Here is a 15,633-nt window from a genome sequence, read left to right as displayed (position 1 = left end):
GTGGGTACAACCTCGATAGAAAAAAGTGAGCTGATCAGTAGCAAATTACGAAAGAAAGGCATTCCTCACGAAGTTCTAAATGCTAAGCGTCACGAACGTGAGGCTGAGATTGTTGCAAAAGCCGGAGAAAAAGGGACAGTAACCATTGCAACGAATATGGCGGGCAGAGGGACTGACATAAAACTGGGAGAAGGCGTCAAAGAACTTGGCGGACTTTTTGTCCTTGGAACGGAGAGACATGAAAGCAGGAGAATTGACAATCAGCTCATCGGGCGTTCCGGCAGACAGGGGGATCCGGGTGAGTCGAGGTTTTTCCTATCATTGGAAGACGATCTCATAAGGCTCTTCGGGGGCGAAAAGATAGGAAGCGTAATGAATACTTTGAAAATGAAACCCGGTGAACCAATAGAACATCCTCTGCTGAGCAAGATAATAAATTCTGCACAGAAGAAAATCGAAGGGATTCATTTTTCCATACGAAAGAGGCTTTATGAACTGGATTCTGTTGTAGATAAACAGAGAAGCGCTATATATGCTCATAGAAACTGGCTGCTCAGCGGTGAAAACTTCGATGATCATGTGAAAGAAATCTTCGAAGATGTAATATCCAGAAGACTGGACGAACTGGGAGAAGCGCCACCGCAAGAAAGGCTGAAGGAAATTTTCCCTTTCATTCCGGCCAGATTGCTCGATTCCGTTAAAGCAACTGATATTGCGAATTTGCGTGAAGGGATTATGGAAGCCCTTTTGAAGGTTTATGAAGAGAAAAAGAAAGAATTTGCCGAAGAGTTCGTGAAGGTATTCAAATTTCTCATGTTGAGGATGATAGATGAACGCTGGCGAAAACATCTTGAAGCCATTGAACATTTGAAAGATTCCGTGGGATTGAGGGCTTATGGCCAAAAAGACCCTGTGTTAGAATTCAAAAAGGAGTCGTATACACTCTTTCAGGATATGATAGATGGTCTTTATGATGATGTAGTAACTGTTCTGACACGCCTCGTGAAAATCGATAGCGAAAAAGTCGAAAAAAAGGCTAAAAGTGAAATAAACAATTTGAATTATATCCATTCCGATTTTTCAACCGTATCCAGCAAGGCGACAGAAAAGAAAGGTACACGTAAGAGCGCATACAAGAAACGTTTTAAGATAAAAAGGTAATTGCTATTGGAGGTGCGTAATGCTTAGTTATGAGACTAACTCAAGGATAAACGAGCTCAAAGAGAAGTTTAAATCTATGAGCTCTACAATTGACCTTGAAAAAACAAAGAAAAGACTGATGGAAATAGAGAAAAAGCTCTCTGATCCTTCGATATGGTCAGACCAAAAGGCTGCTGGCAAGCTCGGGCAGGAAGCGCAATCCTTGAGAAGTCAACTTCAGCTTCTCAACGAGGCTCAAGAAACCTTTGAAAATATAGAAGTTGCGGTAGAGCTTGCCGAAGAAGATGAGAGTTTCGCTGAACAGGTTGAAGAATTGATCAAAGATGCAGAGCGCAAAGTCAGGGAGTTCGAGCTAAACATACTCCTTAGTGCCCCTTATGATGCCAGCAACGCCTTTTTGAGCATACATCCGGGAGCTGGTGGCACGGAGTCTCAGGACTGGGCTTCCATGCTTTTGCGCATGTACACCAGATGGGCCGAAAAGAACAACTACAAAGTAAACGTCATAGAACATCAACCCGGTGATGAAGCTGGAATAAAAAGCGCCACAGTGCAAATTGTGGGTTCGTACGCATATGGAAAACTCAAATACGAATCAGGGGTTCATCGGCTGGTGAGAATATCCCCTTTTGATGCCAACCACAGGAGGCACACCTCTTTTGCCTCGGTAAGCGTTTCCCCTGAAATGGAAGATGATGTGGAAATAGAAATACAACCAGATGAATTGCGCATTGATACATACAGGGCTGGTGGCGCGGGAGGACAACATGTTAACCGAACAGAATCCGCCGTGAGAATAACTCACCTTCCCACGGGAATCGTTGTAACCTGCCAAAATGAGCGTTCACAACATCAAAACAAAGCAACTGCTATGAAGATTTTAAAGGCAAAACTGTTCGAGCTCGAACTCGAGAAGAAAAGAAAAAAGAAAATGAAATTGCTTGGTGAGCAGAAAGAAATTGCCTGGGGAAGTCAGATAAGATCGTACGTTTTCCAACCCTATACCATGGTGAAAGATCATAGAACTTTACATGAGACCGGGGACATTCAGGCTGTTATGGATGGAGAACTCGATACTTTTATCGAAAAGGAATTGCTTTTCTTTGCCGCAGTAGAAAAAAGCGACGACTAATATTCCTAATCCTGAAATCGCCTTTTGATGAAGTTTTTAGAAGTCAAAAAAATTCTTAAACAAAATTTGACATTGCCGGGTAAAAAGTGATAATATTTTATACGAGCGGAGTGAATGACATTGCCAAGAGAGTACCATGAGTCCCACCGGAGCGTGATGGTTCACGAAGCGCTCCATTATTTGCTTACAAAGGATAATGGCGTTTACGTGGATTGTACGTTGGGTGAAGGTGGGCACACGAGAGCTATTATTGAAGCAACCTCGGCAAAATCCACCGTTATTGGTTTGGATGTGGACGCTGAGGTTTTAGCATTAGCGGAGCGGAAATTACGGGATATTCAGGGAAACGTACATTTGTTTAATGTTTCTTATCTGAATTTCGACATTGTTCTGGAATCATTGGGTATTGACAGGGTCGATGGTTTTTTGCTCGATCTTGGCGTTTCTACCTACCAGCTCAAAGCAAAAGGAAGAGGATTTAGCTACGAAGTAGACGAGCCCCTTGACATGCGAATGAATCTTGACAATCCTATCAAAGCAGCGGATGTGGTAAACAAGTACTCGGAACAGGAACTTGCAAGAGTTATTTTCGAGTATGGTGATGAAAAGCGTTTTTCCAGGCGGATAGCCCGGAACATAGCGAAGCGGAGACCCATCCAAACAACCTTCGAATTAGTTGAGGCTATTCGCTCAGCCTTACCGCCTGAGGAACGCCACCGAAGAAAAAGGCATTTTGCGACAAAAACATTTCAAGCTTTGAGAATTGAGGTCAACAAAGAGCTGGAGGTCATTAGGAACACTCTTTTAAAGATTCCTGAATATCTCAACCCCGGTGGAAGAGTGGTTGCGATCACCTTTCATTCGTTAGAGGATAGGACGGTTAAAATTGCGTTTAGGGAGAAAAAGGACCTTGAGTTGAAGATCTTGACGAAGAAACCAATAACACCGTCTGAAAGTGAAGTAAGAGAAAATCCTCGAGCGAGAAGTGCGAAATTGAGGGCAGCGGAGCGGATCTGAAGGGAGGAACGTCTCGTGCAATCCATTATAGCGAAGCGGAGGGCAACAAAGGTAGAAACCCGCGATATGGTTCTCACCCAGAGCGGTGTATGGCCTTTTGTTACCGTGCTTCAGATTATTATCATCTTTCTTGCTACTACGGTCTCCATAGTTTTACCTCTTCATTTTGGTAACAAAGCAGATATTTACAATGAGATGGCCATTGAAAAAGCGGCCAAAATAACAGTTATGGAATCAAAACTCGACGATATGGCGAGGGAAATTTCATATCTGGAGACTGTGGTTGGGGTGAGAGCGGAAAAGTAAATAAGTGAGGTGCAACCCGAATAAGCAAACTAACAGGACGTGTTTCAACACTATTCATACTGCTAGTCTTAATCACCACTATATTTAGCGGAAGGGTTGTCTATTACGCAGTTTTTGCGGACCTTAAGGTTCCGGTTGTTACTCAAATGACCAGAATACCTGCTCATAGAGGCTCGATTTATGATGCCAAAGGCAGGCTTCTTGCCTATGATTCTCTGCTTTATGAAGCATGGCTTGATCTTGATTTTGTCAGAAGGAACGCTTCTGAAGATGAGTTAGAGCTGCTTTTGAAAAACATCAATTATTACTTCGAAATCCCAAAAGAAGAAGTATTGAGCAAGCTTACCTCAAATTCGTATTTCATGTTGCTCGGTAAGTCCGAGAATCTCGATGAAATGCTTCGGAAAATCACTCCTGCAATCAGGAAATACATTTCAATTGAGTTAAATACAGAACGACTGTCGCTGAAAGAATACGGACTCGATAAAATTGTTGGAAGCCTTGATGCAAGCGGAAAGCCTCTCAGCGGCATAGAGAAGATCTATGACAATGTTTTGCATGGAAAAAAAGATGGTTTTGTTAGAAAAACGCTTTCAGGCACATTGAAAACTAAACCGGAAAATGGAAATGATGTTTATCTTTCGATAAATCTCGATTTGCAGAAAATGGTTTACGAAATTCTCGAAAAAGGGGTCAAAAAAAACAAAGCAGATGGTGGTATAGCCGTGCTCATGGAGAGCAAAACCGGGAAAATTCTCGCCTATGCAAACACCTATGACTGGGATGTCGGACTCATGGGCATTTTTGAACCTGGATCAACGATTAAACCTATCATCTATGGCATCGCTCTTGAAACATTGTCGATAACCGAGGATTCCACTTTTCTCTGCGAAGGTATAATTCAACCAGTGAAGGGCCTTGACATATACATTAGGGATACCGAAGGTGAAAAACATGGCATTGAAACTTTTAGAGATGCAATTAGAAATTCTTGCAATGTTGCCACTACGCAAGTTGCAAGCGCTGTGCTTAGCAACATAGGAAAATCCGAATTTTATGAAAAACTCATAGAAGCAGGTTTTGGTCGGAAAACCGGGGTGGATCTCTATGGCGAGATAAATGGGCTCTTCCAAAAGCCTTCTGACTGGTCGCTAATTTCTCCGTTTCAATTTGCAATCGGGCAGGGAATAGGGGTTACTGCTTTTCAGCTGCTTAGAGCCCTCAACACATACGCAGCGGATGGAAATCTTCTCGTTCCTTCATTTGTAAAAGCCACTGCAGATGCTACCAGGGTAATAGAGGTTCCTCCAAAGATTGAATCAAGATTATTTTCAAAAAACCTTGTAGAAACGATGATTCCCGTTCTGGAATCTGTTGTTGCAAGTGGCACTGGTACCAGGGCACAGGTCAAAGGCATAAGAATTGGGGGCAAAACAGGCACAGCGCAAAAAGCCGGTGAGTCGGGGTATAGCCATAGTGATTATTATTCCTTATTTTGGGGCTTTTTCCCGGTAGAGTCTCCTCAATACTCATTGCTTATCATGATAGATAATCCCAGAGCCGGCGAATTTTACGGAGGAACAGTTGCAGGACCTATCTTCGCAGAAATTGTAAAGAACCTCTATGGGATTGAAGCAGAACCTTCAGAATTCAAACGTGAGATCTACGACTGGAAAACACCCGATCTGATGGGGTATACTTTACATGATGTGTACGAAATCAAGAAGCTACTTGGAATCGAGCGGATTGTAATTCATGGAACTGGCCGGGTTGTCAAGCAGCAGCCAGAAGCGGGAACACCTTTGGAAGAAGAAATGGAAGTCTGGCTTTCCACGGAGGAAGAGAAATGATATATTCTTTGCTGGGGGACTCTGAGTTACTCAAAGAGTTGTTTGTAAAGAGCAAGGTAAGTTGTCCGACAATTATTTTTCCAGATGACTCTGATCGGTTTGCAAAACTCGAAAGAACTGTAACGAGTTCTCTGATGTTTGCTGAAAACGACGGAGTATGGTTGAAAAAGTTCAGAAACTGGAACAAGCAAGAAAAAACCGCAGCTGTAACTCTCATAAAAAAAATGGGTGCAACTCTTTCTTTTTTTGTAGAGGATGAAGCACTGGAAGAATCAGAAAAAGTGAACTTCAAACTCCCAAAATCCTGGGACAAAAAAGGATGGGAAAGATTCATAAGCGAACTGGCTCTGAAACTCGGGGTGGATGTCGAAAAAAGCGCTGTGGAAAAGATGTTTGAACTGTTTGGTGGAAAGGAATGGATACTTTTTTCAGAGTTAAAAAAGTTGAAAGCTCTCAATAGAAAGATCACGCTAAAGGATGTTGAATATTATTGTTATATCATGAATGCCACCACGTCTGAGGAAATAGCCACGGATATACTGAAGAATGTCAATAGCAGCGTTGTGATCGGAAAGATAGAAAAAAGTGGCGTTGTGTTTCCGCAACTCCTTTCTTCACTGAGTAAACTCCTCTTTGAATTGGGACTTATAAAAGAAGCGTTTTCATCTAGCAGCGACATATCAGGAAACTGGAAATCCATTCTGAAACTCGAAAAAATAACAGGCATCAAAGCCGGAAGAATCGCAAAATTCACTGGCTTTGCTTTTTCGGGTACAGTTGGTGGAACCAATCTGGTGGCGCTTTACAGTCCGAAAGAACTCAGGAAATCGCTTGTTGAACTTCAAAAGCTCGACGAATCCTACAAAAAAGGGGATCTGAACGACAAATCGGGGTTACTTCAACTTCTATCCCTCTTCCGAAAGTAAATATCCTGTAAATTTTATTAAAGTCTCCCGGCTAACTGTGGCTTCAGATTGACAGGGTAAGAACCGCATTGTAAAATAGGCTTTGGTATACTGTCGAAAGGAGGCGGATTATAAGCTAATGCCCACCATTAATCACTTAGTACGACACGCCAGAAAGAGTGTGAAAAAGAAGTCAAAATCACCCGCTCTGGAGAACAATCCCCAGAAACGCGGTGTTTGCGTAAGGGTTTCCACGATGACCCCGAAAAAGCCTAACTCCGCCCTTCGTAAAATTGCGAGGGTAAGGCTTTCAAACGGGACAGAGGTTACCGCCTATATCCCTGGCGAAGGGCACAACCTTCAGGAACATTCGGTCGTGCTTGTCAGAGGAGGAAGGGTAAAAGACCTTCCCGGTGTGAGATACAAGATAATTAGAGGCACACTGGACTCTGAAGGAGTAGCCAACAGGAAACAGTCCAGAAGTAGATATGGTGCCAAAAGGCCGAAAAAGTAAGGGAGGTAGCCTTGAATGAGGAGAAGAAGAGCAGTAAAAAGAGAGATCGCTCCTGATCCGGTTTACAATGACATCCTTGTGACGAAATTGATAAACAGGATTATGATCGATGGAAAGAAGAGCAAAGCCGAAAAAATAGTTTATGATGCTATTGAGCTCCTTTCCGAAAGGACAAAGCAGCCCCCGATGGAGGCTTTCAAAAAAGCAATTAACAACGTCAGGCCTCTTCTTGAAGTTCGACCGAGACGTGTAGGAGGAGCAACTTACCAGATTCCATTTGAAGTACCTGAACATAGAGCAATTTCTCTTGCGCTTCGCTGGATTGTCAACGCTTCCAGATCGAAGAAGGGGAAGCCTTTAAGCGAGAAGCTCGCCATGGAACTGATAGATGCTTATAATGGTACCGGGTCTGCTGTGAAGAAGAGAGAAGACGTGCATAGAATGGCCGAAGCGGGTAAAGCATATGCTCACTTTAGATGGTAACCGCTTTAGGAGGTAAATTGTGAAAGAAAGGCGTACCAGGTTAGATGCCGTGAGGAATATCGGCATTATGGCGCATATTGATGCCGGTAAAACCACGACAACAGAGAGAATACTCTTTTATACCGGAAAAAAATATAAAATCGGAAATGTAGACGATGGTACAGCCACTATGGACTGGATGGATCAGGAAAAAGAACGTGGCATTACCATAACATCTGCTGCTACGACGTGTTTTTGGCGAGATTACAGAATAAATATTATTGATACACCCGGCCACGTTGACTTTACCGTTGAAGTGGAAAGATCTCTAAGAGTTCTTGATGGTGCTATCGCTGTTTTCGATGCTCAAGCCGGGGTCGAGCCTCAGTCAGAAACAGTTTGGCGTCAAGCAGATAAATACCGCGTTCCGAGAATTGCCTTCATCAATAAGATGGACAAAATCGGGGCAGATTTTGATGCTGCTGTTCAAAGTATGGTTGACAGGCTTTTTGCAAACCCCGTTCCCCTTCAGATACCCATAGGGGCGGAAAGTGAATTTGATGGCGTTATTGACCTGGTCAAAATGAAAGCGATTAAATGGTATAACCCTGAAGGTACAGAATACGGTTATGAAGAAATACCAGCTGAACTTGTCGAAAAAGCGGAAGAATCCCGGGAAGACCTCATAACCCATGTGGCAGAATTCGATGAAGAAATAATGGAATTGTACCTCGGTGGTGGAGAAGTGCCTGAGCACAGGCTCAAAGCGGCAATCCGGGTAGGAACTCTTGCTAATGAAATTGTGCCGGTATTGTGTGGCTCGGCATTCAAAAACAGAGGGGTTCAACCCCTTCTTGATGCCATAGTGGATTACTTGCCAGCACCGATAAATCTGCCTCCAGTTAAAGGTATTGACCCGGATACTCAGGAAGAGGTGGATATAGCGCCTGATGAAAATGCCTCATTTGTCGCTATGGCTTTTAAGATCATGGTTGATCCCCACGTTGGTAAAGTGACCTTTGTCAGGGTTTATTCTGGTTCTCTTAGTAAAGGCAATTATGTTTTGAACTGCAATAAAGGTATTAAAGAGCGCGTTTCCAGGCTGTTGTTCATGCATGCCAATCAGAGAGAAGAAGTGGATTACATTAGAGCTGGCGATATCGTTGCAATGGTTGGTATGAAAAACACGATGACTGGTGAGACCATCGTTGCGGACAGTGCCAGAAAAGTGCTGTTGGAGAAGATTGAATTTCCAGAACCCGTTATTTCGATTGCAGTAGAAGTGGCCAGCAAGAACGATCTTCCAAAGTTATCGAAGGCTTTGCAGGCGTTAACCGAGGAAGATCCATCGCTAAAAACCTTTGTTGACCCTGAAACCAATGAAACGATTTTGTCTGGTATGGGTGAGCTTCATCTTGAGGTCGTCGTAGAACGTATAAAAAGAGAGTTCAACGTCAATCTTAGGGTTGGACATCCACAGGTCTCTTATAGGGAGACTATCACAGAAGAATCCAAAGCAGAAGGCAAATACATCAGACAATCTGGTGGTAGAGGCCAATATGGACATGTGGTTCTCAAAGTCGAACCTTGTAAGGAACATTTTGCATTTGAGGACAAAACCGCTGGCGGTGTTATCCCGAAAGAATTTATTACCGCCATTGAAGCAGGCGCAAAAGAAGCCGCTATGTCTGGCGTTCTCGCGGGTTATCCCATGGTAAATCTGAAAGTTTCCTTGCTCGATGGTTCATATCACGAAGTTGACTCATCTGAAATGGCTTTCAAAATCGCTTCATCCATGGCTTTTAGGGAAGCGTGTCGAAGAGCAAATCCTGTGTTGATGGAACCCATCATGGTTGTTGAACTCACCAGCCCTGAAGAGTATCTCGGCGATCTTATAGCTGATTTGAACTCAAGGAGAGCCCGCATCGAAGGCTTTGAGAACAAAGCAGGTTTGAGGATTGTAAAAGCTCATGTTCCATTATCTGAACTCTTCGGCTATGCTACTGTGGTTAGGTCCCTGTCTCAGGGACGGGCCACGCATGTTATACAATTTTCGCATTATGCGGAAGTACCTGAGAAAATCGTGGAAAAAATCCTTGGTTCATAAATTACACCACTCATTGTAATGGAGGAGGGACAGAAATGGCAAAAGAAAAGTTTGAACGAACAAAGCCCCATCTTAACATCGGTACTATTGGTCATATTGACCACGGTAAAACGACATTAACAGCAGCTATCACAAAGGCTCTTGCCAAAAAAGGATTTGCCGATTTTACACCTTTTGACGCTATTGACAAAGCCCCTGAAGAAAAGGCAAGAGGTATCACCATTAATGTTACACATGTCGAATACCAGACAGAAAAGAGACATTATGCTCACATTGATTGTCCGGGACATGCTGACTACATTAAGAACATGATCACCGGTGCTGCCCAGATGGACGGAGCTATTCTTGTAGTAGCTGCTACTGATGGTGTCATGCCTCAGACAAGGGAACACGTTCTTCTCGCAAGACAGGTTAACGTTCCTGCCATGGTTGTTTTTATCAACAAAGTTGATATGGTTGACGATGAAGAACTTGTCGAACTCGTTGAAGAAGAAGTTAGAGAGCTTCTGAGCAATTACGAATTCCCTGGAGATGAAGTTCCTGTTGTCAAGGGATCTGCTCTCATGGCTCTTGAAGCCGATGATCCTAATGACCCCTGGGTACAGAAAATTTACGAGCTCATGGATGCCGTTGATAGCTACGTACCTGATCCCGAAAGAGATACCGACAAACCCTTCCTTATGCCTATTGAAGACATCTTCTCAATCACTGGAAGAGGAACCGTCGTTACCGGTAGAGTCGAACGTGGCATTATCCGTGTTGGTGAAGAAGTTGAAATCATAGGTCTCTCATATGATGTCAGAAAGACAGTTGTAACCGGTGTCGAAATGTTCCGCAAACTTCTTGACGAAGGTGTCGCGGGCGACAACGTTGGTTGTCTCCTTAGAGGCGTTGGCAAGGACGAGGTCAAGAGAGGGCAGGTTCTTGCAAAGCCTGGTTCAATTACACCTCATAAGAAGTTCAAGGCCAACATTTACGTTTTGAAGAAGGAAGAAGGCGGAAGACATACGCCATTCACAAAGGGTTACAGACCCCAGTTCTATATTAGAACAGCCGACGTTACTGGTGAACTTGTAGATCTTCCTGAAGGCGTTGAAATGGTTATCCCTGGTGACAACGTTGTTATGACTGTTGAACTCATTTACCCGGTTGCCATTGAAAAGGGTATGAGATTTGCCGTCCGTGAAGGCGGAAGAACAGTTGGCGCTGGTGTCGTCAGCGAAATCATCGAGTAAGAGTGCGGGGAGGGGTATTCCCCTCTCCTTTCCATTATTAGAAGGAGGGAACTTGGAGGCATGGCCAAACAAAAGATCAGGATCCGCTTAAAGGCTTATGACCACAGACTCTTGGATATGTCGGCCAAAAAGATTGTAGAGGCCGTTAAGCTCACGAGCGCCAAGGTCTCTGGACCTGTGCCGTTGCCGACGGAAAGAACATTGTACACTGTTATTACGGCACCACATGTATACAAAGACGCTAGAGAACAATTTGAAAAACTCGTTCACAAAAGACTTATAGAGATCGTAGATCCTACACCGAAGACCATCGATTCCCTGATGAAAATCGATCTTCCCGCCGGTGTAGATGTAGAGATTAAATTGTAATCACTTTCGGAGGTGTAGATATGAAGGGTATAATTGGCAGAAAACTTGGAATGACCACAATTTACAGGGATGGAAAAGCACTTGGAGTAACAGTCATAAAGGCCGGTCCCTGCACGGTCATTCAGAAGAAAACTGCCGCTGCTGGTGAATATGATGCAATCCAGCTTGGTTTTGAAGAACTTCCACAAAAGAGGGCTGAGAAACTCTTGACCAAACCTCTCCTGAAGAAGTTCGAAGCGGCTAATGTAAAGCCCCATCGTGTATTGAGGGAAATCAGAATCAACAACCCTGATGAGTACAATGTTGGTGATGTCATCGATGCTGGTATATTCGCCGAGGGTGAGACTGTGGATGTTACAGGTTGGACCAAAGGTAGAGGATTTACCGGTGCTATGAAGAGATGGAACTTCCGCGGTGGTGAAGCTTCTCATGGTTCTAAGTTTCACAGGGAATTAGGCTCTGTGGGTAATCATACTGAGCCTGCAAAAATCTGGAAAGGTAAGAAAATGCCGGGCCGTTATGGCAACGAGAGAGTTACAGTTCAGAATCTGGAAGTTATTAAAGTCGATGCAGAGAATGGAATCATCGCCGTGCACGGCGCAGTCCCAGGAGCGAGGGGCGGGCTCGTTATCATAAAGAGCGCGAAGAAGCCCCGAAGATGATGCTTGGAAGGAGGAGTATTTATGGCCCAGTTGAACGTCCTAGATGTTAGTGGAAAAAGCGTAGGAACCGTTGAACTTAAAGATGAGATTTTTGGGCATGATGTTTTAAGCGACAAAAAGAAAATTGACCTGATGCATCGTTATGTGGATATGCAGCTGTCTTCAAGAAGAGCAGGTACTGCATCTACAAAGACGAGGGCAGAGGTTTCTGGCGGTGGAAGAAAACCATGGGTTCAGAAGCACACAGGCAGGGCAAGAACAGGCTCTTCAAGAAACCCTTTATGGAGACATGGTGGAGTTATCCACGGCCCAAAACCAAAAGATTGGTCAAAAAAGCTCAATAAAAAGATGAAGAAATTGGCGTTGAAGTACGCGCTCAGTCTCAGACATCAGGAAGGCAATTTAATCGTGCTTGACGATCTCAAGTTTGAGACCCCGAGAACTAAGGAAATCAAGAACGTTATTTCAAGCCTCGGACTTGAAAAGGGCACGAAAGCACTCTTTGTCCTTCCGTGGAAAAGAGAAGAATACAAGAATGTAAAACTCTCCGGGAAGAATATTCCCGAGGTTAAGGTAATCATAGCTGACAATCCCGGAAACGGTAGATCGACTAACATAGATGGTCTCAACGTTTACGATATTCTCAACCATGAGAAGTTGGTATTAACGGTCGATCTTGTCCGCAAGATCGAGGAGGTGCTCGGGTAATGGCTAATCCCAAACTCACTCTCAATGATATTTTAATCAGGCCGATAGTAACGGAAAAATCAGTAATGGCTGGCGAAAACAATAAATATGTTTTCGAAGTGCATCGAAGCGCTACAAAATATAATGTGAGAGAAGCTATTGAAAAGATTTTCAACGTCAAGGTTGAAAAAGTCAACTTGCTCAATGTTAAAGGTAAGCCTAAGAGAAGAGGGGTACTCGAAGGAAGAACCCGTTCCTGGAGAAAGGCCATAGTAACCCTTGTTGAAGGCTATCGCATCAAAGAACTCGAAGGCCAACACTGATGTGAGGTGGTAGAAGATGGGTCTTAGAAGATTTAAACCGGTTACTCCCAGCAGAAGATTTTCCCTTCTGCCTGATTATAGCGAAGTGACGAAAGTAGAACCTGAAAAATCCTTGATAGAGCCCTTGAAGAAAAAGGCTGGTCGAAACCACCACGGGCGTGTTACAGTAAGACACCAAGGTGGCGGCCACAAGAGAATGTACAGGATTATCGACTTCAGGAGAAATAAATTCGGTATCCCGGCCAGGGTTGAGGCCATTGAATATGACCCCAACAGAACCGCAAGGATAGCATTGCTCGTTTACGCCGATGGCGAAAGGAGATATATTCTTGCGCCTAAAGGCCTTAAAGTTGGTGATACCGTTATGAATGGGCCTGAAGCCGAAATAACCGCGGGCAATGCTCTCCCTCTTGAAAACATTCCTGTTGGTACTATCGTTCACAATATAGAATTTCAGCCCGGAAAAGGTGGCCAGATTGCAAGATCAGCTGGAACCTACGCTCAGCTTATGGCAAAAGAGGGGAGATACGCTCTTTTGAGAATGCCTTCCGGGGAACTGCGCAAAGTAATAGTGAAGTGCATGGCAACTATTGGAATGGTTGGAAATGAGGAGCATTCGAATGAGGTGCATGGAAAAGCCGGAAGGAAGAGATGGCTTGGGGTTAGACCCACCGTTAGAGGTATGACCATGAACCCCGTAGATCACCCTATGGGTGGTGGCGAAGGCAAGTCTAAAGGTCATATTCCTCAGAGTCCATGGGGAATGCCCGCAAAGGGTTACAAAACCAGAAGACGCAAGAAGCCTTCCGATAAACTCATAGTCAAACGCAGGAACCAAATTTAAACAGGGGGTGCAGTGAATGTCTAGATCTCAGAAAAAGGGTCCATATGTACACCCAAAACTGATGAAAAAGATCAGAGAAATGAACGAAAAGGGCGAAAAAAAGCCCCTCAAAACCTGGAGCAGGGCTTCTATGATCACTCCAGAGATGATCGGTCACACTATTGCTGTTTACAATGGCATGAAGCATATTCCCGTATATATCACAGAGAATATGATTGGTCATAGACTCGGCGAGTTTTCACCTACTCGAAGATTCGGTGGACACGCTGATAAGAAAGCTAAAAAGGGTCAAGTTAAATGAGGAGGGATTTCAAAATGCCCGAAAACACACCAAGACCAAAACGATCGGTATTTCATAAACAGCGAAAAGAAGCAAAAGCCTCCACTCCCGTAATAGAGGCACGAGCAGTTGCAAAGTATTTGAGAATTTCCCCTCTAAAAGCCCGTGACGTGGTTAACGCAATCAGGGGCAAAAATGTGGGAGAAGCTTTTCAGATTCTTGAGTTCTCCCCGAAGAAAGCCGCGAGACTTGTCTATAAAGTTCTGAGGTCTGCGGTTGCGAATGCGGAGAATAACTTCGGGCTCGATGTTGACAACCTCTATGTGAGTGAGGCCGTTGTAGAAGATGGTCCCAGAATGAAAAGGCTCTGGACACGCGGAAGAGGCAGGGCAGACATTCTTTTGAAGAGGTTCAGCCACATCAGGCTCGCTGTGAAAGACCGCGAAAAGGAAAAGGAACTTACAAATCCTCAGGAGCGAGGTGACAACTAAGTGGGTCAGAAAGTACATCCTTATGGTTTCAGACTTGGTGTAACCAAGGACTGGAAAGCTCGCTGGATCAACGAAAAGAACTACAAAGAATATCTCATCGAAGATGTTAAGATCCGTGATTTTATTAAGAAGAGGTATCGAGCAGCCGGTGTTTCTGATATTTACATAGAACGACCGGAAACCGGTAAAGTGTCTATCACAATAAAATGTGCCAGGCCCGGTGTGATCATTGGTAGAAAAGGCGTAGAAGTCAAAGCCCTGAGAGCAAAACTCGAAAAATTGATCACACGGCAATTTCAACTTAACATAGAGGAAGTCAAAACACCCGAGATAGATGCGATACTGGTAGCTGAAGATATTGCTGCAAGAATTGAAAAGAGAGCTTCCTACAAGAGAGCCATGAAACGCGCCATATTCACTGCTATGAGAAAAGGTGCCAAAGGCATTAAAATCATGGTTTCCGGTAGACTTAATGGTGCTGATATTGCCAGAACTGAATGGTACCTTGAAGGGAGACTTCCTCTCCAGACATTGAGGTCTGATATCGATTACGGGTACACTACCGCCATGACCAAAATGGGTATAATCGGTGTCAAGGTCTGGATATACAAAGGCGACATCAGGAACTGAGCTTGAACCCAAGAGGGGAGGTATTTCGTAATGTTGATGCCCAAGAGAGTAAAATACAGAAAACAGCAGAGAGGCAAGATGCGGGGAAAATCCAAAGGAGGAACATTGGTTCATTTCGGAGATTGGGGCTTGAAAGCCCTTGAACCTCACTGGATTACCGCTCAACAGATAGAAGCTTGCCGTATTGCAATAATGAGAACACTCAAAAGAAATGGTAAAGTCTGGATCAGAATTTTCCCAGACAAGCCCATCACCTCAAAAGGTATCGGGGTGAGAATGGGTAAAGGAAAAGGCGATGTTGAAGGCTGGGTAGCCGTAGTTAAGCCCGGTAGGATCATGTTTGAAATTGCTGGTGTTAGTGATGAACTGGCAAAGGAGGCGCTGGCTTATGCGGCAACAAAGCTTCCGATTCGGACAAAAATAGTTCCGAAGTACCATATAGGAGGTGAGCTCTAATGAAGGCAGTTGAACTTCAAAAATACACCGATGAAGAGCTCAAGCAGATGCTTGATGACCTGAAGAGAAAACTCCTGGATTTGCGATTTCAGCTTGAAATGAACAAATTACAGAATCACTCTCAGATAAAGCTCGTAAAGAGAGATATTGCAAGGGTCAAAACAATCCTCCGCGGTCGCGAGCTCGGAATAAGGAGGTAACA

The 15,633-nt window shown here is 44.1% G+C and carries 20 protein-coding genes; all 20 read left to right on the top strand.

Translation table 11 applies throughout. From position 1 onward, the window contains the following. Nucleotides 1-1,161: preprotein translocase subunit SecA (locus AC3LHT_RS01280; RefSeq protein WP_488661724.1), on the top strand; the 1,161-nt coding region annotated here is incomplete at its 5' end. A gap of 19 nt (nucleotides 1,162-1,180) precedes the next feature. After that, nucleotides 1,181-2,293 (top strand): peptide chain release factor 2, encoded by a 1,113-nt coding sequence (gene prfB, locus AC3LHT_RS01275; RefSeq protein WP_290645943.1) that lies wholly within the window; start codon nucleotides 1,181-1,183, stop codon nucleotides 2,291-2,293. Nucleotides 2,294-2,407: 114 nt separating this feature from the next. Continuing rightward, nucleotides 2,408-3,310: a 16S rRNA (cytosine(1402)-N(4))-methyltransferase RsmH gene (gene rsmH, locus AC3LHT_RS01270; protein ID WP_488661723.1), complete on the top strand. Its 903-nt coding sequence runs from the start codon at nucleotides 2,408-2,410 to the stop codon at nucleotides 3,308-3,310. A gap of 15 nt (nucleotides 3,311-3,325) precedes the next feature. Then, nucleotides 3,326-3,616, top strand: coding sequence for a hypothetical protein (locus tag AC3LHT_RS01265; RefSeq protein WP_290645947.1), 291 nt, complete (start codon nucleotides 3,326-3,328; stop codon nucleotides 3,614-3,616). 146 nt (nucleotides 3,617-3,762) lie between these two features. Beyond that, nucleotides 3,763-5,466 (top strand): penicillin-binding protein, encoded by a 1,704-nt coding sequence (locus AC3LHT_RS01260; RefSeq protein ID WP_488661722.1) that lies wholly within the window; start codon nucleotides 3,763-3,765, stop codon nucleotides 5,464-5,466. Further along, entirely contained in the window at nucleotides 5,463-6,392 is a 930-nt protein-coding gene (locus AC3LHT_RS01255) for a hypothetical protein (RefSeq protein ID WP_290645951.1), read from the top strand. The genes AC3LHT_RS01260 and AC3LHT_RS01255 overlap by 4 nt, the downstream gene beginning before the upstream one ends. 118 nt (nucleotides 6,393-6,510) lie before the next feature. Continuing rightward, entirely contained in the window at nucleotides 6,511-6,885 is a 375-nt protein-coding gene (gene rpsL / locus AC3LHT_RS01250; RefSeq protein WP_488661721.1) for a 30S ribosomal protein S12, read from the top strand. A 15-nt stretch (nucleotides 6,886-6,900) separates the two neighbouring features. Beyond that, complete coding sequence (rpsG, locus tag AC3LHT_RS01245) at nucleotides 6,901-7,368, top strand: 30S ribosomal protein S7 (RefSeq protein ID WP_290645955.1); 468 nt, start codon at nucleotides 6,901-6,903, stop codon at nucleotides 7,366-7,368. Between the two features lie 19 nt (nucleotides 7,369-7,387). Further along, nucleotides 7,388-9,454, top strand: a complete 2,067-nt coding sequence (gene fusA, locus AC3LHT_RS01240; RefSeq protein WP_488661720.1) for an elongation factor G — start codon at nucleotides 7,388-7,390, stop codon at nucleotides 9,452-9,454. Between the two features lie 35 nt (nucleotides 9,455-9,489). Further along, nucleotides 9,490-10,689: an elongation factor Tu gene (gene tuf / locus AC3LHT_RS01235; protein WP_290645959.1), complete on the top strand. Its 1,200-nt coding sequence runs from the start codon at nucleotides 9,490-9,492 to the stop codon at nucleotides 10,687-10,689. Between the two features lie 60 nt (nucleotides 10,690-10,749). Next, nucleotides 10,750-11,058 carry a 30S ribosomal protein S10 gene (gene rpsJ / locus AC3LHT_RS01230; RefSeq protein WP_290645961.1) on the top strand — a complete coding sequence of 103 codons (309 nt, stop codon included), beginning with the start codon at nucleotides 10,750-10,752 and terminating at the stop codon, nucleotides 11,056-11,058. Nucleotides 11,059-11,078: 20 nt separating this feature from the next. Beyond that, nucleotides 11,079-11,720: a 50S ribosomal protein L3 gene (gene rplC / locus AC3LHT_RS01225; RefSeq protein ID WP_290645963.1), complete on the top strand. Its 642-nt coding sequence runs from the start codon at nucleotides 11,079-11,081 to the stop codon at nucleotides 11,718-11,720. A 21-nt stretch (nucleotides 11,721-11,741) separates the two neighbouring features. Further along, nucleotides 11,742-12,428, top strand: coding sequence for a 50S ribosomal protein L4 (rplD, locus tag AC3LHT_RS01220; RefSeq protein ID WP_290645965.1), 687 nt, complete (start codon nucleotides 11,742-11,744; stop codon nucleotides 12,426-12,428). Continuing rightward, nucleotides 12,428-12,730 carry a 50S ribosomal protein L23 gene (gene rplW / locus AC3LHT_RS01215; protein ID WP_290645967.1) on the top strand — a complete coding sequence of 101 codons (303 nt, stop codon included), beginning with the start codon at nucleotides 12,428-12,430 and terminating at the stop codon, nucleotides 12,728-12,730. Before rplD ends, rplW begins: the two co-directional genes overlap by 1 nt. A 16-nt stretch (nucleotides 12,731-12,746) precedes the next feature. Continuing rightward, nucleotides 12,747-13,574 carry a 50S ribosomal protein L2 gene (gene rplB, locus AC3LHT_RS01210; RefSeq protein WP_290645969.1) on the top strand — a complete coding sequence of 276 codons (828 nt, stop codon included), beginning with the start codon at nucleotides 12,747-12,749 and terminating at the stop codon, nucleotides 13,572-13,574. Between the two features lie 16 nt (nucleotides 13,575-13,590). Next, nucleotides 13,591-13,875, top strand: a complete 285-nt coding sequence (gene rpsS, locus AC3LHT_RS01205) for a 30S ribosomal protein S19 (RefSeq protein ID WP_290645971.1) — start codon at nucleotides 13,591-13,593, stop codon at nucleotides 13,873-13,875. Nucleotides 13,876-13,889: 14 nt separating this feature from the next. Then, the gene (gene rplV / locus AC3LHT_RS01200; protein WP_290645973.1) at nucleotides 13,890-14,345 is read left to right on the top strand and encodes a 50S ribosomal protein L22; all 456 of its coding nucleotides are present in this window, start codon (nucleotides 13,890-13,892) and stop codon (nucleotides 14,343-14,345) included. Further along, on the top strand, nucleotides 14,346-14,975 hold the full coding sequence (gene rpsC, locus AC3LHT_RS01195; RefSeq protein WP_290645975.1) for a 30S ribosomal protein S3: 630 nt from the start codon (nucleotides 14,346-14,348) through the stop codon (nucleotides 14,973-14,975). 30 nt (nucleotides 14,976-15,005) lie between these two features. After that, complete coding sequence (rplP, locus tag AC3LHT_RS01190) at nucleotides 15,006-15,431, top strand: 50S ribosomal protein L16 (RefSeq protein ID WP_290645977.1); 426 nt, start codon at nucleotides 15,006-15,008, stop codon at nucleotides 15,429-15,431. Continuing rightward, the gene (rpmC, locus tag AC3LHT_RS01185; RefSeq protein WP_290645979.1) at nucleotides 15,431-15,631 is read left to right on the top strand and encodes a 50S ribosomal protein L29; all 201 of its coding nucleotides are present in this window, start codon (nucleotides 15,431-15,433) and stop codon (nucleotides 15,629-15,631) included. Before rplP ends, rpmC begins: the two co-directional genes overlap by 1 nt. Nucleotides 15,632-15,633: the final 2 nt, after the last annotated feature.

This window comes from Kosmotoga sp., assembly GCF_982836095.1.
The sequence above is the reverse complement of the archived record's forward strand: the minus strand, read 5'-3'. Positions and strand labels throughout refer to the sequence as shown.